Origin of the sequence: Pseudescherichia sp. AS216 (assembly GCF_037152055.1) — a bacterium.
In the GTDB taxonomy this organism is placed as follows: Bacteria; Pseudomonadota; Gammaproteobacteria; order Enterobacterales; family Enterobacteriaceae; genus Pseudescherichia.
This window is the reverse complement of record NZ_JBBCMV010000001.1, coordinates 370,582-390,695: the sequence shown is the minus strand read 5'-3', so window position 1 is coordinate 390,695 and position 20,114 is coordinate 370,582. Positions and strand designations below refer to the sequence as shown.

The 20,114-nt window shown below is 54.5% G+C and carries 22 protein-coding genes and 5 tRNA genes; 8 read left to right on the top strand and 19 right to left on the bottom strand.

Going from position 1 to position 20,114, the window contains the following annotated elements:
- Position 1: 1 nt before the first annotated feature.
- From galK to gpmA, 3 genes are all read left to right on the top strand, one after another.
- Positions 2 to 1,150 (top strand): galactokinase, encoded by a 1,149-nt coding sequence (gene galK / locus WFN61_RS01925; protein ID WP_337037391.1) that lies wholly within the window; start codon positions 2 to 4, stop codon positions 1,148 to 1,150.
- Complete coding sequence (galM, locus tag WFN61_RS01920; protein ID WP_337037389.1) at positions 1,144 to 2,184, top strand: galactose-1-epimerase; 1,041 nt, start codon at positions 1,144 to 1,146, stop codon at positions 2,182 to 2,184. Before galK ends, galM begins: the two co-directional genes overlap by 7 nt.
- Positions 2,185 to 2,391: 207 nt before the next feature.
- Complete coding sequence (gpmA, locus tag WFN61_RS01915; protein ID WP_042392192.1) at positions 2,392 to 3,144, top strand: 2,3-diphosphoglycerate-dependent phosphoglycerate mutase; 753 nt, start codon at positions 2,392 to 2,394, stop codon at positions 3,142 to 3,144.
- A 41-nt stretch (positions 3,145 to 3,185) separates the two neighbouring features.
- On the opposite strand, the gene aroG is transcribed toward gpmA, so the two are convergent.
- Positions 3,186 to 4,238 (bottom strand): 3-deoxy-7-phosphoheptulonate synthase AroG, encoded by a 1,053-nt coding sequence (gene aroG, locus WFN61_RS01910; RefSeq protein WP_144813459.1) that lies wholly within the window; start codon positions 4,236 to 4,238, stop codon positions 3,186 to 3,188.
- Positions 4,239 to 4,558: 320 nt separating this feature from the next.
- Here aroG and WFN61_RS01905 point away from each other — a divergent pair, with 320 nt between their 5' ends.
- Together WFN61_RS01905 and zitB are read left to right on the top strand one after the other, a co-directional pair.
- On the top strand, positions 4,559 to 4,996 hold the full coding sequence (locus tag WFN61_RS01905; RefSeq protein WP_144813462.1) for a protein YbgS: 438 nt from the start codon (positions 4,559 to 4,561) through the stop codon (positions 4,994 to 4,996).
- Positions 4,997 to 5,110: 114 nt separating this feature from the next.
- Positions 5,111 to 6,055, top strand: coding sequence for a CDF family zinc transporter ZitB (gene zitB / locus WFN61_RS01900; RefSeq protein ID WP_337037386.1), 945 nt, complete (start codon positions 5,111 to 5,113; stop codon positions 6,053 to 6,055).
- Here the strand turns inward: zitB and pnuC are convergent.
- Both pnuC and nadA read right to left on the bottom strand, forming a co-directional pair.
- Positions 6,052 to 6,771 (bottom strand): nicotinamide riboside transporter PnuC, encoded by a 720-nt coding sequence (gene pnuC / locus WFN61_RS01895; protein WP_257756954.1) that lies wholly within the window; start codon positions 6,769 to 6,771, stop codon positions 6,052 to 6,054. The genes zitB and pnuC overlap by 4 nt on opposite strands.
- A 66-nt stretch (positions 6,772 to 6,837) precedes the next feature.
- The gene (nadA, locus tag WFN61_RS01890) at positions 6,838 to 7,878 is read right to left on the bottom strand and encodes a quinolinate synthase NadA (protein ID WP_222890575.1); all 1,041 of its coding nucleotides are present in this window, start codon (positions 7,876 to 7,878) and stop codon (positions 6,838 to 6,840) included.
- 258 nt (positions 7,879 to 8,136) lie between these two features.
- Between nadA and WFN61_RS01885 the strand changes: the two genes are divergently transcribed.
- Genes WFN61_RS01885 through WFN61_RS01875 form a run of 3 tightly spaced genes read left to right on the top strand, consistent with a single transcriptional unit; the run spans position 8,137 to position 9,745 of the window.
- A complete protein-coding gene (locus WFN61_RS01885; RefSeq protein ID WP_337037384.1) occupies positions 8,137 to 8,841 on the top strand; it encodes a hypothetical protein in 705 nt (234 codons plus the stop codon).
- Positions 8,838 to 9,272 (top strand): hypothetical protein, encoded by a 435-nt coding sequence (locus tag WFN61_RS01880; RefSeq protein WP_257756951.1) that lies wholly within the window; start codon positions 8,838 to 8,840, stop codon positions 9,270 to 9,272. The genes WFN61_RS01885 and WFN61_RS01880 overlap by 4 nt, the downstream gene beginning before the upstream one ends.
- Positions 9,272 to 9,745, top strand: a complete 474-nt coding sequence (locus WFN61_RS01875) for a hypothetical protein (RefSeq protein ID WP_337037381.1) — start codon at positions 9,272 to 9,274, stop codon at positions 9,743 to 9,745. The genes WFN61_RS01880 and WFN61_RS01875 overlap by 1 nt, the downstream gene beginning before the upstream one ends.
- Positions 9,746 to 10,005: 260 nt before the next feature.
- Here the strand turns inward: WFN61_RS01875 and WFN61_RS01870 are convergent.
- The 16 genes from WFN61_RS01870 to cydA all read right to left on the bottom strand — a co-directional run bounded on the left by WFN61_RS01870 (position 10,006) and on the right by cydA (position 19,693).
- Positions 10,006 to 10,081, bottom strand: a tRNA-Lys gene (locus WFN61_RS01870).
- A gap of 23 nt (positions 10,082 to 10,104) precedes the next feature.
- Positions 10,105 to 10,180, bottom strand: a tRNA-Lys gene (locus tag WFN61_RS01865).
- A gap of 48 nt (positions 10,181 to 10,228) precedes the next feature.
- Positions 10,229 to 10,304, bottom strand: a tRNA-Lys gene (locus tag WFN61_RS01860).
- A gap of 3 nt (positions 10,305 to 10,307) precedes the next feature.
- A tRNA-Val gene (locus tag WFN61_RS01855) sits at positions 10,308 to 10,383 on the bottom strand.
- A 27-nt stretch (positions 10,384 to 10,410) separates the two neighbouring features.
- A tRNA-Lys gene (locus WFN61_RS01850) sits at positions 10,411 to 10,486 on the bottom strand.
- A gap of 175 nt (positions 10,487 to 10,661) precedes the next feature.
- Positions 10,662 to 11,462 carry a cell division protein CpoB gene (gene cpoB / locus WFN61_RS01845; RefSeq protein WP_144813474.1) on the bottom strand — a complete coding sequence of 267 codons (801 nt, stop codon included), beginning with the start codon at positions 11,460 to 11,462 and terminating at the stop codon, positions 10,662 to 10,664.
- Between the two features lie 9 nt (positions 11,463 to 11,471).
- The gene (gene pal / locus WFN61_RS01840; protein ID WP_144813477.1) at positions 11,472 to 11,993 is read right to left on the bottom strand and encodes a peptidoglycan-associated lipoprotein Pal; all 522 of its coding nucleotides are present in this window, start codon (positions 11,991 to 11,993) and stop codon (positions 11,472 to 11,474) included.
- Between the two features lie 34 nt (positions 11,994 to 12,027).
- The gene (gene tolB / locus WFN61_RS01835; RefSeq protein ID WP_144813479.1) at positions 12,028 to 13,320 is read right to left on the bottom strand and encodes a Tol-Pal system beta propeller repeat protein TolB; all 1,293 of its coding nucleotides are present in this window, start codon (positions 13,318 to 13,320) and stop codon (positions 12,028 to 12,030) included.
- 130 nt (positions 13,321 to 13,450) lie between these two features.
- On the bottom strand, positions 13,451 to 14,803 hold the full coding sequence (tolA, locus tag WFN61_RS01830; RefSeq protein WP_257756948.1) for a cell envelope integrity protein TolA: 1,353 nt from the start codon (positions 14,801 to 14,803) through the stop codon (positions 13,451 to 13,453).
- A gap of 39 nt (positions 14,804 to 14,842) precedes the next feature.
- Complete coding sequence (tolR, locus tag WFN61_RS01825; RefSeq protein WP_103819804.1) at positions 14,843 to 15,271, bottom strand: colicin uptake protein TolR; 429 nt, start codon at positions 15,269 to 15,271, stop codon at positions 14,843 to 14,845.
- Positions 15,272 to 15,274: 3 nt separating this feature from the next.
- Complete coding sequence (gene tolQ / locus WFN61_RS01820; RefSeq protein WP_144813485.1) at positions 15,275 to 15,967, bottom strand: Tol-Pal system protein TolQ; 693 nt, start codon at positions 15,965 to 15,967, stop codon at positions 15,275 to 15,277.
- A complete protein-coding gene (ybgC, locus tag WFN61_RS01815) occupies positions 15,964 to 16,368 on the bottom strand; it encodes a tol-pal system-associated acyl-CoA thioesterase (RefSeq protein WP_042392171.1) in 405 nt (134 codons plus the stop codon). The genes tolQ and ybgC overlap by 4 nt, the downstream gene beginning before the upstream one ends.
- Positions 16,369 to 16,515: 147 nt before the next feature.
- Positions 16,516 to 16,809 (bottom strand): cyd operon protein YbgE, encoded by a 294-nt coding sequence (gene ybgE, locus WFN61_RS01810; RefSeq protein ID WP_144813489.1) that lies wholly within the window; start codon positions 16,807 to 16,809, stop codon positions 16,516 to 16,518.
- Positions 16,809 to 16,922: a cytochrome bd-I oxidase subunit CydX gene (gene cydX / locus WFN61_RS01805; RefSeq protein ID WP_103819808.1), complete on the bottom strand. Its 114-nt coding sequence runs from the start codon at positions 16,920 to 16,922 to the stop codon at positions 16,809 to 16,811. Before cydX ends, ybgE begins: the two co-directional genes overlap by 1 nt.
- Positions 16,923 to 16,936: 14 nt before the next feature.
- Positions 16,937 to 18,076: a cytochrome d ubiquinol oxidase subunit II gene (cydB, locus tag WFN61_RS01800; RefSeq protein ID WP_144813491.1), complete on the bottom strand. Its 1,140-nt coding sequence runs from the start codon at positions 18,074 to 18,076 to the stop codon at positions 16,937 to 16,939.
- Between the two features lie 15 nt (positions 18,077 to 18,091).
- A complete protein-coding gene (gene cydA / locus WFN61_RS01795; protein ID WP_337038081.1) occupies positions 18,092 to 19,693 on the bottom strand; it encodes a cytochrome ubiquinol oxidase subunit I in 1,602 nt (533 codons plus the stop codon).
- Positions 19,694 to 20,114 lie beyond the last annotated feature (421 nt).

The following is a 20,114-nucleotide window of genomic DNA, read 5'->3' as shown; positions in this document are numbered from 1 at the left end:
CATGAGTCTGAAAGAAAAAACACAATCTCTGTTTGCTGAGAAATTCGGCTACCCTGCCACGCATACGTTTCAGGCTCCGGGCCGCGTCAACCTGATCGGCGAACATACCGACTACAACGACGGCTTCGTACTGCCGTGCGCCATCGACTACCAGACAGCGATCAGCGCCGCGCCGCGTACGGATCGCACCGTACGCGTTATCGCCGCTGACTACGACAACCAGACTGACGAGTTCTCTCTCGATGCACCGATCCTCGCTCACGATAGCCAACAGTGGTCGAACTACGTGCGTGGCGTGGTGAAACACCTGCTCAACCGCGATAAGAGCTTTGGCGGCGCAGATCTGGTGATCAGCGGCAACGTACCGCAGGGCGCGGGATTGAGCTCATCGGCCTCGCTGGAGGTTGCCGTGGGTACGGTCTTCCAGCAGCTTTATCACCTGCCGCTGGACGGAGCGCAGATTGCCCTCAACGGCCAGGAGGCAGAGAACCAATTCGTGGGCTGCAACTGCGGCATCATGGATCAGCTGATCTCTGCCCTCGGCAAAAAAGATCATGCTCTGCTGCTCGACTGTCGCACGCTGGGTACCCGCGCGGTCTCCATGCCGCAGGGCGTGGCGGTGATCATCATCAACAGCAACTTCAAACGCACCCTGGTTGGCAGCGAGTACAACACCCGCCGCGAGCAGTGTGAAACCGGCGCACGCTTCTTCCAGCAGCCTGCCCTGCGCGACGTCTCCCTGGAGCAGTTCAACGCCGTGGCCGCCGAGCTGGATCCGCTTGTCGCCAAACGCGTACGCCACGTGCTGACTGAAAACCAGCGCACCCTGGAAGCGGCCGACGCGCTGGAAAAAGGCGATCTGCAGCGAATGGGCGAGCTGATGGCGGCCTCCCATGCCTCTATGCGCGATGATTTCGAGATCACCGTGCCGCAGATCGATACCCTGGTTGAGATTGTTAAGCAGACCATTGGCGACAAAGGCGGCGTGCGCATGACCGGCGGCGGCTTCGGCGGCTGCATCGTGGCGCTGGTGCCGGAAGCGCTGGTTTCCCAGGTTCAGGACGCGGTGGCGGCACAGTATGAAGCCAAAACCGGCATCAAAGAGACCTTCTACGTCTGCAAAGCATCAGAGGGGGCCGGACAGTGCTAAACGAAACCCCTGCGCTGGCCCCGGACGGGCTGGCATACCGCTTAATCACCCTGCGTAACAGCGCGGGGATGGTGGTTACCCTGATGGACTGGGGCGCGACCCTGCTCTCTGCCCGTGTGCCGATGCCCGACGGCTCGGTGCGTGAAACGCTGCTGGGCTGCAATACGCCCCAGCGCTACGTGGAGCAGACCGCCTATCTGGGCGCATCGGTAGGCCGCTACGCCAACCGCATCGCCAAAAGCCGCTTCACCCTTGACGGTCAGAGCTACTCGCTGCTGCCGAGCCAGGGCGAAAACCAGCTTCACGGCGGGCCAGAAGGCTTTGATAAGCGCCGCTGGCGCATCGTGCGTAAGAATGACAGCGAAGCGCTGCTGAGCCTGACCTCCCCCGACGGCGACCAGGGCTATCCTGGCAACCTGAATGCCAGCGCCCTCTTCCGCCTGACGGAGGATAACCGCATTGCGATTGAGTACCGCGCCACAGTGGATAAACCCTGCCCGGTAAACCTGACCAATCACGCTTACTTCAACCTTAACGGCGTGCAGTCGGACGTGCGCGACCACCAGCTGCAGCTGCTGGCCGATGCGTACCTGCCCGTGGATGAGACCGGTATTCCTTACCAGGAGCTGAAAGCGGTTGAAGGTACCAGCTTCGACTTCCGCCAGCCGAAAACCATCGCGGATGATTTTTTACAGGATGAAAATCAGCGGAAGGTGAAGGGTTACGATCACGCTTTCCTGCTCCAGGCGAAGGGCGATCTCAGCCAGCCCGCGGCGCACCTCTGGTCGGCGGATAAGAAGCTGCAGATGAGCGTCTATACCACCGCGCCAGCGCTGCAGTTCTACTCCGGCAACTATCTGGAAGGCACCCCAGCCCGCGAGCAGGGCGAGTACAGCGCGTATCAGGGGCTTGCTCTGGAGAGCGAATTCCTGCCGGATAGCCCGAACCACCCGGAGTATCCGCAGCCTGATGTCACCCTGCACCCCGGCGCGGAGTACGTGAGCGTTACCGAATATCAGTTTATTCCGCAGTAACCGTACAGCCCCGTTTTAACGGGGCTTTTTTTGCGCATCCTGCTGAAATAAGCACCGTTTACCGACAAAATCCTAACCCCGATTTCACAAGCACCTTACACTGCGCCACTATTTTCGCTATGGTAATGGTTATGCGTTGCTGCTGGCGTCGCCTCGGCAATATAATGAGAATTGTTATCATTCAATCAGGTTTATTAAGGAGAGAGTATGGCTGTTACTAAGCTCGTTCTGGTTCGTCATGGCGAAAGCCAGTGGAACAACGAAAACCGCTTCACCGGCTGGTACGATGTTGACCTGTCCGAGAAAGGCGTGAGCGAAGCAAAATCAGCAGGTAAGCTGCTGAAAGAAGAAGGCTTCAGCTTTGATTTTGCCTACACTTCCGTGCTGAAACGCGCCATCCACACCCTGTGGAACGTCCTTGATGAACTCGATCAGGCCTGGCTGCCGGTAGAGAAATCCTGGAAATTGAACGAGCGTCACTACGGTGCGCTGCAGGGCCTGAACAAAGCGGAAACCGCTGAGAAGTACGGTGACGAGCAGGTTAAGCAGTGGCGTCGCGGCTTCGCGGTGACTCCGCCGGCGCTGACCAAAGACGACGAGCGCTTCCCGGGTCACGATCCGCGTTACGCATCCCTGACCGAGCAGGAGCTGCCGCTGACCGAGAGCCTGGCGCTGACCATCGATCGCGTGATCCCTTACTGGAATGAAACCATTCTGCCGCGCCTGAAAAGCGGCGAGCGCGTGATCATTGCCGCTCACGGTAACTCCCTGCGTGCGCTGGTGAAGTACCTGGACGACATGGGTGAAGATGAGATCCTTGAGCTGAACATCCCGACTGGCGTGCCGCTGGTGTATGAGTTTGACGAAAACTTCAAGCCGATCAAACACTACTATCTGGGCAACGCTGACGAAATCGCTGCAAAAGCGGCGGCGGTAGCAAACCAGGGTAAAGCGAAGTAATGCAAGATTGCCCGGCGGCATAGTGCTGCCGGGCATGATTATCAACCGCGACGCGCTTTCACCGCGTTGGCCAGCTGACGCAGAATAGCGTCGGTATCTTCCCAGCCGATACAGGCATCCGTCACGCTCTTGCCATAGACCAGCGGCTCACCGCTCTCCAGGCTCTGGTTGCCTTCAACCAGATGGCTCTCAATCATCACGCCAATCACCGCTTTCTCGCCGCCAGCAATCTGCTGACAGACATCTTCACCCACGGTCATCTGCTTCTTGAACTGCTTGCTGGAGTTAGCGTGGCTGAAGTCAATCATCACCTGCGGTGCCAGGCCGGCTTTTTCCAGCCCCTGCTTCACGTCGGCAACGTGCTTCGCGCTGTAGTTCGGCTCTTTACCGCCGCGCAGAATGATATGGCAGTCGCCGTTGCCGCTGGTATTCACAATCGCCGAGTGGCCCCACTTAGTGACGGAGAGGAAGCAGTGCGGCGCACCGGCAGCGTTAATCGCGTCAATCGCTACCTTGATGGTGCCATCGGTACCGTTTTTGAAGCCCACCGGGCAGGATAGCCCGGACGCCAGCTCGCGATGCACCTGAGATTCGGTAGTGCGTGCGCCAATTGCCCCCCAGCTCATCAGATCGGCAAGGTACTGCGGGGTGATCATATCGAGGAACTCCCCCGCCGCAGGCAGGCCGCTGTCGTTAATCTCCAGCAGCAGCTTGCGAGCAATGCGCAGACCGTCATTGATCTGGAAGCTGTTATCCATGTGCGGATCGTTAATCAGCCCTTTCCAACCCACGGTGGTGCGCGGCTTTTCAAAATAGACGCGCATCACGATCTCAAGCTCGCCCTTCAGCTCTTCACGCAGCGTCAACAGGCGGGCGGCATACTCTTTGGCTGCGGCAGGGTCATGAATAGAGCATGGCCCGATCACCACCAGCAGGCGGTCGTCGCTGCCTTTGAGGATCTTATGGATAGCCTTACGGGCGTGTGAAACCGTATTGGCTGCGGTCTCCGTCGCCGGGAATTTCTCCAGTAGCGCGACAGGGGGTAACAGTTCGTTAATCTCTTTAATGCGTAAATCGTCGTTCTGATAATTCATGATCGTTCCAGCGTTTGCCATACTTATGTCAGAGAGTGCAATCCCTCCAATCTAACGGCTCAGCCAGGAAGTGTAAACGGGCTTTTACACTCAGTACGGAATATTCCTGAAAAGTGATAAAAAAGGGCTAGCCGCTAGCGAACGCCGGCAACGTGGCTAAACTTTTTACCTGTAACCACTTTGTTTTTATTTTTTATCCAGATTCCACTCTACCTTTTCAGGAAGAATTGGCATCTTTCACTACTGAGCGAATATTCCGTTTCGCATCTGCACTGTTGGATATCGCTATCCAATGTAATGACGAGAACAGGAGCACGATTATGAAAATGAATAAACTGGCCACAATTTTACTGACCACTACCCTGACTCTGGCTAGCGGCGCAGCACTTGCAGCATCCAACAGCAACGGTGCAGCTAACGCTGCCGCAGACGCCGGGGCCGTAGCACCGGGCGCAAAAGAGAATCTGCAGCCTAATAACGTAAATAATAACGATATCAATACCGGCAACACCAATGCCGCGACCGGCTCTACCGGCACTAATACTACCGGCACAACCGGCACCACCTCTACCGGCGGTATGCTGCACTCCAACGGCGGAGCGTCAACCAGCGCTGACGGCCAGCATATGGATAAAGACGACATCCATAAAAACAGCATGTGTAAAGACGGTCGCTGCCCGGACGTGAATAAAAAAGTCGAAACGGGTGATGGTATGAACAACGACGTTGATACTAAAACCGACGGCACTTCACAGTAATTACCCTGATGTGACGATAAGGAGAGCTAAGGCTCTCCTTATTTTTTTGTGGCGAGGAAATAAAAATCTGCAATGATGTAAGTCGCTGAGAATATATAAAATGGAATAAAACTCATGGCGCATCACCACTCACACGCTTCCCCTTCTGAACACCATGATGGCAACGCTCGTCGTTTGCTGTTGGCCTTTAGCGTTACCGCTCTGTTTATGGTGGTCGAGGTTATTGGCGGCCTTGTCTCCGGTTCGCTGGCGCTGCTGGCAGACGCAGGTCATATGCTTACCGATGCAGCTGCCCTGCTCTTTGCTCTGCTGGCCGTGCGCTTTGCCCGTCGTCCCCCGAGTGACCAACGCACCTTCGGCTGGCTGCGGCTCACTACCCTGGCGGCGTTCGTTAATGCCCTGGCGCTGGTCGTCATCACCGTTATGATTGTCTGGGAAGCGATTGTGCGCTTCTACCATCCGCAGCCGGTGGCGGGCTTCACGATGCTGGGCATTGCCATAGCGGGACTCGTCGCTAACATCGTCTCTTTCTGGATCCTGCATCGCGGCAGTGAAGAGAAAAACCTGAACGTGCGGGCCGCCGCGCTCCATGTTTTAGGCGATCTGCTCGGCTCGGTCGGGGCGATTGTGGCTGCGCTGGTGATCCTGTGGACAGGCTGGACGCCGGTCGACCCGATACTTTCGGTGCTGGTCTCTTGCCTGGTGCTGCGCAGCGCCTGGACGCTGCTTAAAGAGAGCGTAAATGAACTGCTGGAGAGCGCACCGGTATCGCTGGATATTGCCGCTCTGCGCCGCCATCTGCGCCGTGATATCCCGGAAGTGCGTGACGTGCACCATGTGCACGTCTGGACGGTAGGAGAGAAGTCGGTGATGACCCTGCACGTGCAGGTGATCCCCCCGCACGATCATGATGCGCTCCTGGAACACATCCAGCACTTTCTGATCCATCACTATGAGATTTCACACGTGACGATCCAGATGGAGTACCGTCCCTGCAGCGGACCGGAGTGCGATCTCAATACCCTGCCCTCCGGTCACGCCCATCATCATCACCACTAGCCGACCAGCGCGCGTGAGCCTCGTTCCCGCGCGCTGTTAATCCACATCCGGCTACCGTTTAGCGCAATAAAGGTCAGGATCAGATACTCCAGCGACATGGCGTAGACCCCCTGCAGGGCAAAGATCACCACGCTAATCACGTTTACCACAACCCACAATAGCCAGTTCTCAACGTATTTGCGGGTCATCAGCACCATTGCCACGATCGACAGCACCATCAGGCAGGCGTCCCAGAACGGGAAGGCATCGGGTTGCAGCTCAGGCATCGCCACGTTTAAACCCAGCGCCTGCATAATCGAGACCGCAATACGGGTCAGGAAGGTAAACACCGGATCGATAAACAGGGTCATCAGGCCAATCGCCAGGGCGCAGACAACCAGCCAGACAATCGCCTTGCCGCGCGGCAGCCAGCGGATTTGCAGCACGGCCTCGTTCTGCGTCGTTTGCCGCGACCAGGCATACCAGCCATAGATGTTGGCCGCAAAGAAGAAGAGCTGTAACAGCAGGCTAGCGTAGAGCTGGATCTGGAAAAAAATCACCGCAAACAGCGTCACGTTGATTAAGCCAAAGGCATAGTTACTGATCTTCTCAAGGCTGGCGAGCCAGATACACAGCAGTCCGGCAAGGGTACCCACCGCTTCGATCCACGAGAGATCGTAACCGCCTGCCCCCAGCGGTATGTGAACCAAGATATTCTGCGTACTAAAAAAATCCATTTCTGCCCCGCATATTGAAAAGTGAAATTGTCTTAACAATCATAGCCGTTATCGCACGGTACGTAATTAACGCAGCGTTGCAGCAAAATCCAGCATGCGATTCAGCGGCAGCAGTGCCCCTTCACGCAGTTTTGCATCGACATGGATCTCGTGTAGCGCGCCGCCCTTCTCCAGCCCCTCAGCGATAGCCTGAAGGCCGTTCATGGCCATCCACGGACAGTGTGCACAGCTGCGACAGGTTGCACCCTCACCGGCGGTAGGCGCTTCCAGCAGCTCTTTCCCCGGAACAGCCTGCTGCATTTTGTAAAAGATACCGCGATCGGTGGCGACAATAAGCTGCGGATGCGGCAGCGTTTTGGCCGCGTTGATCAGCTGGCTGGTTGAGCCCACGGCGTCAGCCATATCCACTACCGCCTGCGGTGACTCAGGGTGAACCAGAACAGCCGCGTCAGGATAGAGCGCTTTCATGCGCGCCAGCGCCTGGGTTTTAAACTCGTCGTGGACGATGCACGCCCCCTGCCAGCAGAGGATATCGGCCCCGGTCTGTTTCTGCACGTAGCTGCCGAGATGGCGATCTGGCGCCCAGATGATCTTCTCGCCAAGGCTATCCAGATGCTCAATCAGCTCGACGGCGATGCTGGATGTCACGACCCAGTCCGCGCGCGCCTTAACCGCAGCGGAGGTATTGGCGTAGACCACGACGGTGCGGTCCGGGTGCGCATCGCAGAAGGCGCTGAACGCTTCAATGGGGCAGCCAAGATCGAGAGAGCACTCGGCATCGAGCGTGGGCATCAGAATGGTTTTTTCCGGGCTGAGGATTTTAGCGGTCTCGCCCATAAAGCGAACCCCAGCCACCAGCAGCGTGGAGGCAGGATGCTTCGCCCCAAAGCGCGCCATCTCCAGGGAATCAGAGATACAGCCGCCGGTCTCCTCGGCAAGCTGCTGGATCTCTGGATCGGTATAGTAGTGGGCAACCATAACCGCATCGCGCTCCTTCAGTAGCCTTTTGATCTTTTCGCGATAAAACGCTTTTTCGTCGAGGCTCAGCGGGCGCGGCTTAGGCGGGAAGGGGTAAATCGTAGCTTCAGGATCGAACATTACGCTCATCATGCTTTCTCGTTTTGCTGACTTAACAATAATACCCTGACCTACGCTGTCTGACGGAGGATGAGGCATTTGTGTTTTATATACTAAACAAGATAGCGGATTGCCAGGGAAAAGTCACATCAATTAGGCGCAATGCTAAACCCTCCAGTGATAAAAACCCCCAGCCCCAAAGACCGCACTAAATGTAGGTAAATAAGTAGAGCTAATCGGCATGATGGACAGAGCGAAGGGTTTTAGCAGAGGATGGAGACAATCAGGATGAGTAAACGTAAAGATATAGTTGATGGAGCGCGTGCCGCAGAGTTAACTGCTGGATTAATATATACGGAAGTTTTAGGCTGGATAGACCTAGGCCACGCCCGTGGTGTAGATATTCGTGACTTACTAAGAAATATTCGGCAGGGGGAAGCATCAGGAAAGGCATTCTATGAGGTAAGATATTCCCAAGGTATGACTTCCCCATACGGTTTTTTCCGTTCTGGGAAGATGGTAACCTGGCGAATCAAACATGGACGGCCTGACTGGGAGCAAAAAAGTATAGCGTTAGCTATGATGATGACGGTAGCAAGAAAATTCGAATTTTTTCAAGGCGTTTTTCCCAATAACTGGGTAACTGATAGTAGCTACAGCGGCGAAGATTTGGTGTCTGACTTGCTGGGATTCTATCGCATGGTATCTATTCAAAACCCCTTCAGCATGCTTCGCCCGCTCAGCAAAGCTGAGGCACTGAAACGCTGGGATTACTATGGCAAAATTGGCTCATGGAAAAATGAGACGTTTCAGCCTCTGCTGTTTCCCGATCCTGACAAATCCCCTCATTCCCGCCCACGTAAAGGGCTGCTTCCGCCGTTTATGCGTACTATTTCTCCTTATCATGATTTTCAATCAGGTAATGTGATCCTGCCGCAACATGGCAAGACCTTTGCAATTTTAGGTGCCAGTAACGGTAGAGAAGGACTATGAAGAAAATTTTAACAGGGTTGGCCGTTGTTGTTCTCATAGGCATCATCGCGCTTACTGTCGCCTGGCCTTATGTGAAAATGGAGTTTGCTAGCTCTGCACAATACACCGAACTCGATAGGCAAGAGTATGAGTATTATACACCTGCATTATTGAAACAAATGCCCCGTATTTCAGATGATTATGAGTTTCGCTATGCGAATATCAGCGGGCCCCAGGCTTTTGTCTATAGCATAGAGTTCAAAGGTGTTACTGATGCGAGCAAAATCCGTGGTTACTTAAGTCAGGCTGGATATCAGCTACAAAGATCCTGTGATATCGAAGCTGAATGTTGGATATCAAGCCACTCTAAGCAAGATATTGTGACGTTGAATCAATCACTCCCTCTTCAGGTAGTGGGGGTTGATATCTACCGTCGGCCTAACAAAGAGTAATGGTGCATTTGATCTTGTTAAGCACACGAAAATTTATTAAAGCCACTGCCATAGCTGTCTTCGTGGGCGTCATCGTGCTCACTATTGTCTGGCCTTACGTAAAAATGGAGTTTGCCAGCTCTGCGCATTACACCGAGCAAGACATACGCGAGTATGAATACTTCACGCCGGATCTATTGAAAAACATGCCCAGGCTCACAACCGATTACAGATTCGAATATGGCAATGTTACAGGCCCAGAAGCGCATATTTTTACGGTTCATATCTATGGTACAACTGACAGTAGCAAAATCCGGGACTACCTAAAAGCTCAGGGGTATGAGCCACAAAACGTTTGTGACGTTGAGGCGGAATGCTGGCGAAGCCATAAGAACAGCGATGTAGTTACAATTGCTAAGTTCATGTCACCAAAAGAGGTTTTTGTACAGCTGTCACAGAGCCCATACAATGAGCCGCTGGCAGATGACCGGTGATAATACATCGTAGGCCGGGTAAGCGTAGCGCCACCCGGCAGTATGTCGCTGTGTCGGGCGGCGCTGTGCTTGCCCGACCTACAAAAACAGTGCTGTGAAAATGGCATATCGCAGATAGCAAAAAAGCGCCTTTAGGGCGCTTTTTTACATTGGTGGGTCGTGCAGGATGACTCACTACGTTCGACCCGAACCTGCCGCAGGCTCGAATCTTTCGAAAACGGCAGATAGCAAAAAAGCGCCTTTAGGGCGCTTTTTTGCATTGGTGGGTCGTGCAGGATTCGAACCTGCGACCAATTGATTAAAAGTCAACTGCTCTACCAACTGAGCTAACGACCCCTTTTGGGGAACTCTCTTCGAAGTGGTGGGTCGTGCAGGATTCGAACCTGCGACCAATTGATTAAAAGTCAACTGCTCTACCAACTGAGCTAACGACCCATTCGGGTGCTGACTTCGAAGATTATTTTACTCGGTACCACCAGAAAGTGGTGGGTCGTGCAGGGCTCGAACCTGCGACCAATTGATTAAAAGTCAACTGCTCTACCAACTGAGCTAACGACCCGAGTGGTGGGTGATGACGGGCTCGAACCGCCGACCCCCTCCGTGTAAAGGAGATGCTCTACCAACTGAGCTAATCACCCACTCTTTACTGCTGAAACGGCTTTAAGTGGTGGGTCGTGCAGGATTCGAACCTGCGACCAATTGATTAAAAGTCAACTGCTCTACCAACTGAGCTAACGACCCACTATTTTACCGCTTTTGCGCTGCTTTCGGGCTGTGCGATATCCCGTGGCAACGGCGGCATATATTACTGATTTATGAAGTTGGCGCAACTAAAATTTCGAGCGAGATCACTTAACTGCTTATGATTCACCCGACAAGACCAGAAATAGAGCGATATCTGGTCATGCCGCATTCATTACATCGCACTGAGCTTTTTCTGCGCCTGTTTTGCACCGTCGGTGCCAGGATATTTGCTTACAACCTGCTGATAAACCGCTTTGGCTTTAGCAGTATCCCCTTTCTCCTGCATGATCACCCCGACCTTAAACATCGCGTCTGGTGCCTTGGGAGATTTCGGATAGTTTTTGACAACGGAGGCAAAATAGAATGCCGCATCGTCTTTTTTACCCTTGTTGTAGTTCAACTGACCCAGCCAGTAGTTCGCATTAGGAACGTAGGTGGAGTCCGGGTAATTTTTAACAAAGCTGCTAAACGCGGCGATAGCGTCGTCCTGGCGGGATTTATCCTGCACCAGTGCGATGGCTGCGTTGTAGTCGGTATTCGCATCACCGCTCTGTACCGGCGCGCTGGGGGCCGCTGCTGCCCCTGCTGCGGGCGCTGGTGCAGGTGTAGCGGTAGCCGCCCCACCCTGATCGCCTGCCGCTGGCTGCGCTGCTGCTGCACCGCCGCTGCCCAGGCTATCAATCTGCAGGAGGATCTGTTTCTGGCGTTCAACCACCTGATTCAGCTGATACTGGCTCTCCTGGATCTGACCACGTAGAGAGTCGATATCCGACTGGTTGTCAGAGAGCTGCTGCTGAAGCTGGGTTAAAAGCTGGCTGTGAGCGTTAGAGATGCGCTCAAGTTGGGTGACCCGGTCTTCAACCGAGCCTGAGCCGACACTACTGATTGGCGCTTGCGCAAAAGCGGCCCAGGGGGCCGCTATGCCAACCAGTAACGACAGACTCAACAGATGATGTCTGAAGTTACTGCTCATGCAATTCTCTTAGTAAACCAGTACGGCGCGACGGTTTTTAGCGTAAGCTGATTCGTCGTGACCCAGTACTGCAGGTTTCTCTTTACCGTAAGAAACGATGGAGATCTGGTCAGCAGAAACGCCTTTACCCTGCAGGTACATTTTAACGGCGCTAGCACGACGTTCACCCAGGGAGATGTTGTACTCAGGAGTACCACGTTCGTCAGCGTGACCTTCTACGGTGACTTTGTAGGACGGGTTGCTACGCAGGAAGTTAGCGTGCGCATCCAGCATCGCAGCGAAGTCAGAACGGATATCGTACTTGTCCAGATCGAAGTAAACGATGTTGTTCTGCTGCAGCTGCTGCATCTGCAGGCGTGCCTGCTCTTCGGAAGAGGCGTTGCCGCTGCCGTTTGCGTCCATACCAGTGCCGGCACCCAGCATGCCTTCGCCGCTCTGGTCGTTGCTTGCGTTCTTGTTAGAAGAACACGCTGCGATTGCCATAACAGGCAGAGCCAGCATCAGCCCTTTCAGCACTTTGTTCAGTTGCATTTCTTTGATTCCTTTAGTAATCACTTAATTATTATTACAGATACGGAGACCAGGCAGGGAATTTGACCTGTCCATCAGTCGCCGGAAGACGCGCTTTGAAACGCCCATCTGTAGAAACCAGATTCAGCACGGATCCCATCCCCTGAGAAGAGCTGTAGATTACCATAGTGCCGTTAGGTGCCAGACTTGGCGTTTCATCCAGGAACGTTGACGACAAGACTTGTACGCCACCCGCTGCCAGATCTTGTTTGGCAATGTGCTGCTGCCCACCGTTGGAGCTGACCATTACCATAAACTTGCCGTCGCTGCTGACGTCAGCATCCTGGTTCTGAGAACCTTCCCAGGAGATACGCTGCGGAGCACCGCCGTTTACATTCACTTTATACACCTGCGGACGACCTGCCTGGTCAGAGGTAAAGGCCAGGTTCTGGCTATCCGGGAACCAGGTCGGCTCGGTGTTGTTGCTACGTCCGTCGGTGACCTGACGGATCTGGCCAGAGCCGATATCCATCACGTAGAGGTTCAGGCTACCGGTTTTCGACAGTGCGAACGCCAGTTTAGACCCGTCCGGAGAGAATGCCGGTGCACCGTTGTGACGCGGGAACGAAGCCACCTGACGTACGGCGCGGTTAGCCAGCGTCTGGATCACCAGTGCAGAACGACCGCTCTCAAAGGTTACGTAGGCCAGCTTGCTGCCATCCGGAGACCAGGCCGGTGACATCAACGGCTGCGGTGAACGGTGAACCACGAACTGGTTATAGCCGTCGTAGTCAGAGACGCGCAGTTCGTATGGGAACTGGCCGCCGTTGGTCTGAACCACGTAAGCGATACGCGTACGGAACGCGCCTTTAATACCGGTCAGCTTCTCGAATACTTCATCACTGGCAGTATGACCCGCATAGCGCAGCCACTGCTTGTTTACCTTATAGGAGTTCTGAGCCAGCACGGTACCCGGCGCGCCGCCGGTATCCACCAGCTGATACGCCACGGTATAGCCACCGTCCGGGTTAGGCGTAACCTGACCAACAACCACGGCATCGATACCCAGCGCAGACCAGGCTGCAGGCTGAACTTCCTGAGCGCTGCCCGGCTGCTGCGGCAGACGAGAGCGATCCAGCGGGTTGAACTTGCCGCTGTTGCGCAGGTCAGCGCCGACAATGCCGCCGATATCTTCAGGCGCAGCGCCAGGCCCCGCCCACTGGAAAGGAACAACGCCAATCGGGCGCGCTGAATCCACGCCCTGGGTAATCTCAATGCGCACTTCCGCGTGCAGCACGGCCGCCCACAGCACTAAAAAACCAAACACTACACGTAATGCCTGCTTCATCTCATCTCCCTTATCCGGGCGGTAAACCCGCGATAATTTAGCAGAATGTTAACAAACTAAATATCCAAAATGACCACAGCCCAGTGGAAACAGTAGTACCCTTTCCACCTTTACGTGGGGAAAGTGTAACCTAAGGTTTAAAGTCCAGTGGAGCATTTTTAAACACTTCGTAAACGGCCTGGCTCGGCGGTTTCGGGATCTTGGCCTGACGTGCTGCCGCTAATGCAGCCTGACAGAGCGCAGGATCGCCACCTTCAGACTGAATATCCAACAGCAAACCGTCCGGGGCCAGTTTTATGCGCAGCGTACAGGTTTTCCCTGCATACGACGATGCGTCATAGAACTTAGTCTCGATCGCTGATTTGATCATCCCGGCGTAGTTGCTGATATCCGCACCCGACGCGCCATTGTTTTTAGTACTACCACTTCCTGCCGGGGCTGCGTTATTTCCTTTCGCGCCGCCGCCGGTTTTCGGCGCATTCTTACCTGAACTCAGGTCACCGAACAGATCGTCAACGTCTGACGCAGCGGCTTTCTCCGCAGCGGCAGCTTTCTTCGCCGCAGCCGCTTTGGCTGCCGCAGCTTTATCGGCAGCGGCTTTTTCTGCGGCGGCTTTCTTCTCAGCGGCGGCTTTTTCTGCCGCGGCGGCTTTCGCAGCGGCGGCCTTCTCGGCGGCAGCGGCCGCTTTCGCTTCAGCGGCCTTTTCAGCAGCAGCCTTCTTCTCAGCGGCGGCTTTTTCTGCCGCTGCTGCTTTCGCAGCGGCAGCCTTCTCGGCAGCAGCGGCCGCTTTTTCAGCTGCAGCTTTCTCCGCTGCCTGCTTAGCGGCCTCGGCTTCGGCTTTCTTCTCGGCGTCCTGCTGCGCTTTCTTCGCCGCTTCGGCTTCGGCTTTCTTCTGGGCGTCCGCTGCGGCTTTCTTCGCCGCGTCTGCCGCTACTTTTGCCTCGGCTACGGCTTTGGCTTTCGCATCCGCTGCGGCTTTTTGTGCCGCCTCTTCTGCTGCCTTCGCCTGAGCATCAGCCTGCGCTTTCGCATCAGCCGCCGCCTTCGCCGCGGCTTCTTCAGCCTGCTTCTGTTTCTCCTGCGCCTGCTTCGCCGCCTCTTCAGCCTGTTTCTGCTGCTGGGCCTGCTCGCGGGCCTGCTCCTGCGCCTGCAAACGCTCTTTTTCCAGCTGCTTCAGACGCTCCTGCTCGGCGGCCTGCTTTTCACGCAGCTCTTCCGCCTGCTGTTGCGCCTGTTTTTCACGCTGCTCTTCTGCACGCTTCGCGCTTGCCTGCTGTTGCTGCTGACGGTTGTACTGCTGCACTACCGCGCCGGGATCGACCATAACGGCGTCAATGGACGAGCCACCGCCGCCGCCTGCAGAGGCATCTATATGCTCATCAAACGAGCTCCAGATCAGCGCTGCAAACAGAATGACGTGCAGCACCGCTGAAATAATGATTGCTCGTTTAAGCTTGTCGTTTTGTTCGGTTGCCTTTGACACTCTCGGTTCCCAAAAACTGTCTGCCTGCTCAGCAGCGGATTAGATAGGCTGGGTCATTAAGCCAACCGACTTCACGCCCGCGCTATGGAGCAGATTCAGCGCTTTAATTATTTCATCGTAAGGCACTTCTTTCGCGCCACCGATTAAGAAGACCGTTTTCGGATTGGATTGCAGGCGGCGTTGCGCTTCAGCAATCACCTGCTCCGGCGGTAGCTGATCCATGCGATCTTTTTCCACTACCACGCTGTATTGACCCACGCCGGAAACTTCAATGATAACCGGCGGATCGTCATTAGAGCTGACGGTTTGCGACTCGGTCGCATCCGGCAGATCAACCTCTACACTCTGCGTAATGATGGGTGCCGTCGCCATAAAGATCAGCAGCAGCACCAGCAGTACGTCGAGCAAGGGTACGATATTGATCTCGGACTTTAGCTCACGACGACCCCGACCGCGTGTTCTGGCCATGGCTTACCCCTTATTGCTCTCGGTGCTGGTAAACGCCTGACGATGCAGAATTGCGGTGAACTCTTCCATAAAGTTGTCGTAGTTCAGCTCAAGCTTATTAACGCGCTGGTTCAGACGGTTATAGGCCATGACCGCAGGAATCGCGGCAAACAGGCCGATAGCAGTCGCAATCAGCGCTTCCGCGATCCCCGGTGCAACCATCTGCAGAGTTGCCTGCTTCACCGCGCCCAGCGCGATAAAGGCGTGCATGATCCCCCACACCGTGCCGAACAGACCGATATACGGGCTGATAGAACCGACGGTGCCGAGGAACGGAATATGCGTCTCCAGCGTTTCTAGCTCGCGGTTCATGGAGATACGCATCGCACGGGCTGCACCCTCTACGATCGCCTCCGGCGCATGATTGTTCGCCCTGTGCAGGCGGGCAAACTCTTTAAATCCGCTGTAGAAAATTTGCTCTGAGCCAGACAGGTTTTCACGGCGTCCCTGACTCTCCTGATAGAGGCGGGAAAGCTCAATACCGGACCAGAATTTGTCCTCGAATCCTTCGGATTCACGGGTAGCAGCGTTAAGAATACGCGTTCGCTGAATAATGATTGCCCAGGATGCGATAGAAAAACCAATCAAAATCAACATGATAAGTTTGACCAGAAGGCTTGCCTTCAGGAACAAATCAAGGATGTTCATGTCAGTCACTGCTTAAACTCCGCGACAATAGACTTGGGAAGCGCACGAGGCTTCATTAAGAGTGGATCAACGCAGACAATCAGTACCTCAGCTTCGTTCAGCACATTATTCTCTGCATTGACGATCCGCTGCGTGAAGACCAGAGAGGTTCCACGCATTGATGTAATTTCCGTTTGGACTTCGAGCATGTCGTCGAGTCTGGCGGGTGCAAAATACTCCAGCGTTATCTTGCGCACTACGAATGCTACACGCTCTGCCAACAAAACCTGCTGGCTAAAGTGGTGATGCCGCAGCATCTCCGTGCGTGCTCTCTCGTAAAAAGCGACGTAGCTGGCATGGTAAACCACACCACCGGCATCGGTGTCTTCATAGTAGACTCGAACCGGCCACTTAAATAACGTTGTATTCACTTTACATCCCGGTAATGCAATATAAGTAGAGCGTTCAAACGCTGCTACTATACGCGGGGGAAGGGTGGTTTGGAATGGGTTAGAGTAAACGCAGCGTAAAAATTTATGGGCTTATGCAAGCCCATATCGTTAACGGACATTTCTTATTCAAAAGAAGAAAAAGAAGAGCCCTGCGGCGAGGACAATATCGGCGATGAGCGGGCAGAAGATCCCTTGCCAGTGAACGGCTTTCGGACGAAACCCTACCCCGTGGATCACGCCTGCACAGACGGCCCACATCAGCAGCAGACCGTGCCAGACGGTCAGGTCGCTGGTCTTTGCCGCAAAGCGGCTGGGATCCCAGAACATGCACCCTGCCAGTACCAGCGCCATCACCAGTGAAAGGGCCCTGAGCGGGCCCTTATCCATTACCGCATACAGTTTTGCGATAAGACTTACCATCAGGCTTTTTCTTTACCTGCCTGAGTCGCTTCAACGTGCTCTAGCGCCAGGGCGGTAATCACGCCAAATGCACAGGCAAGAAGCGTTCCTAAAATCCATGCGAAATACCACATTGTATGCTCCTTACTTAGTACAGAGAGTGCGTGTTGCTTTCAATATGCTCTTTGGTAATGCGACCGAACATCTTCCAGTAGCACCACGTGGAGTAGAGCAGAATAATCGGAACGAACACCGCAGCAACCCAGGTCATCAGGTTCAGCGTCATCTGGCTCGACGTTGCATCCCACATGGTCAGGCTAGCGTTCATTACCGTGCTGGACGGCATGATGAACGGGAACATCGCAATACCGGCGGTCAGAATGATGCAGGCCAGCGTCAGGGACGAGAAGAAGAACGCCCATGCCGATCTGTTCAGACGACCCGCAACAAAGGTAAACAGCGGTAGCACAACGCCCAGCGCCGGGATCAACCACAGGATCGGGGTGGTGTTGAAGTTCACCAGCCAGGCTCCCGCCTCACGTGCTACCTGCTTGGTCAGCGGGTTAGACGCCGCGTGATGATCGATAGCCGAGGTGACCACATAGCCATCGATACCGAACATCACCCAAACGCCTGCCAGCGCGAAGCAGACCATAGTCACCAGCGCCGCCACCTGAGTCGTTGTCCGTGAACGGACATACACTTCGCCCGCCGTACGCATCTGCAGGTAGGTTGCACCCTGCGTCAGGATCATCGCCACGCTCACCACGCCAGCCAGCAGACCAAACGGGTTCAGCAGCTGGAAGAAGTTGCCGGTATAGAAGAGGCGCATGTACTCATCCATATGGAAAGGTACGCCCTGCAGCAGGTTACCGAAGGCCACACCAATCACCAGCGGCGGTACAAAGCTGCCGATAAAGATGCCCCAGTCCCACATGTTGCGCCAGCGCGGATCTTCAATCTTCGAGCGGTAGTCGAAACCCACCGGACGGAAGAACAGCGAGGCCAGCACCAGGATCATTGCCACATAGAAGCCAGAGAAGGCAGCGGCGTAGACCATCGGCCAGGCAGCAAACAGCGCGCCGCCGGCGGTGATCAGCCACACCTGGTTACCGTCCCAGTGCGGCGCAATAGAGTTGATCATAATACGGCGTTCGGTGTCGTTACGACCCAGGAAGCGGGTTAACATCCCCACGCCCATGTCCCAGCCGTCGGTGACTGCAAAGCCAATCAGCAAAATGCCAACCAGCAGCCACCAGATAAAACGTAATACTTCATAATCGATCATTTGACGACTCCTGTCTTAGCGTGCCGGCTGAGAAGCAACGGTGGACTGCCCATACTGGGTATCGGTCTCAACGTTAGCCTGCTCGTAGTGGTAACGACCCGTTTTCAGGCTGCTCGGCCCAAGGCGAGCAAACTTAAACATCAGGAAGACTTCCGCCACCATAAACAGGGTGTAGAGGCCGCAGATAAGGATCATAGAGAACAGCAGGTCACCTACTGTCAGCGAGGAGTTAGCAACGGCGGTTGGCAGCACCTCACCGATCGCCCATGGCTGACGGCCATACTCTGCAACAAACCAGCCGGTCTCGATAGCGATCCACGGCAGCGGAATACCGTACAGCGCAGCGCGCAGCAGCCAGGATTTGCTGCCGATACGGTTACGGCAAACGGTCCAGAAGGAGACAGCGAAGATGAGCAGCATCAGCACGCCACAGGCAACCATGATACGGAAGGCAAAGTAGAGCGGCGCAACGCGCGGGATGGAGTCCTGCGTAGCCTGCTTGATCTGATCTTCGGTCGCATCGGTGACCTTAGGCGTATAGCGTTTCAGCAGCATGCCGTAGCCGAGGTCTTTCTTCATGCTGTTGAACTGGTCGCGCACGTTTTGATCGGTGGAGCCAGCACGCAACTCTTCCAGCAGCTGGTACGCTTTCATCCCGTTACGGATACGCTCTTCATGCTGCACCATCAGATCTTTCAGACCGATAACCGGTGTATCAACCGAGCGCGTGGCGATAATCCCCAACGCATACGGGATCTGGATAGCAAAATTGTTCTCTTGCTTATCCTGATCTGGCACACCAAACAGGGTAAATGCTGCCGGTGCTGGCTGGGTCTCCCACTCGGCTTCAATAGCAGCCAGTTTGGTTTTCTGCACGTCGCCCATCTCATAGCCGGACTCATCGCCCAGAACAATAACAGAGAGCACGGCAGCCATACCGAAGCTGGCAGCAATCGCAAAGGAGCGCTTGGCGAACGCCATATCGCGGCCGCGCAGCAGGTAGTAGGAGCTAATGCCAAGGATAAACATTGCGCCGCAGGTGTAGCCCGCTGCCACGGTGTGAACGAACTTCACCTGAGCAACCGGGTTCAGCACCAGTTCAGAGAAGCTCACCATCTCCATACGCATGGTTTCAAAGTTGAAATCCGACGCGATCGGGTTCTGCATCCAGCCGTTTGCTACGAGGATCCACAGAGCCGAGAGGTTAGAGCCCAGCGCAACCAGCCAGGTCACCGCCATATGCTGCACTTTGCCCAGGCGATCCCAGCCAAAGAAGAACAGGCCAACAAAGGTGGACTCAAGGAAGAACGCCATCAGGCCTTCAATGGCCAGAGGGGCACCAAAGATATCGCCTACGTAGTGAGAGTAATAGGACCAGTTAGTCCCGAACTGGAACTCCATGGTCAGACCGGTGGCCACGCCCAGCGCAAAGTTGATACCAAACAACTTGCCCCAGAACTTGGTCATATCTTTATAGATTTGTTTGCCGGACAGAACGTAGACCGTTTCCATGATTGCCAGTAAAAACGCCATACCAAGCGTTAACGGAACAAACAGGAAGTGGTACATCGCGGTTAAGGCAAACTGCAAGCGTGACAGTTCGACTATATCTAACATCATGACTCCTTGCGCATCGCATGAAGACTTCGAGAGCAAACCCCGTTAGAGAGGGTCCACACACATGCCCCAATACAAAATTATCTATTGCTTTTCACTGGGACTGGTGCGCATGAGAGCAGACAGCCGCAAAGAAAAGTTACAGACAGGTTAATAAAATCCCAAATTGATCTCGCGATATATTACGCCGCAAATCCCTTACAATAAATAGGTTTTTAATAAACCTTTTTTATGTTTTTCGACGGGGATCAATTTATCGCCAGTTTACAACTTTCGGACCATTTTGATCAGCGACAATTTAACGCTTTTAAGAAATTTTTTCCACGCTTTAAATATTGATCTAAATCAATTTTTGCCGCAATTGTTAATAATGTGTCTCTGCGGTTCGTATGGTAAAAAACATGTTAAAAATATGTTCCAA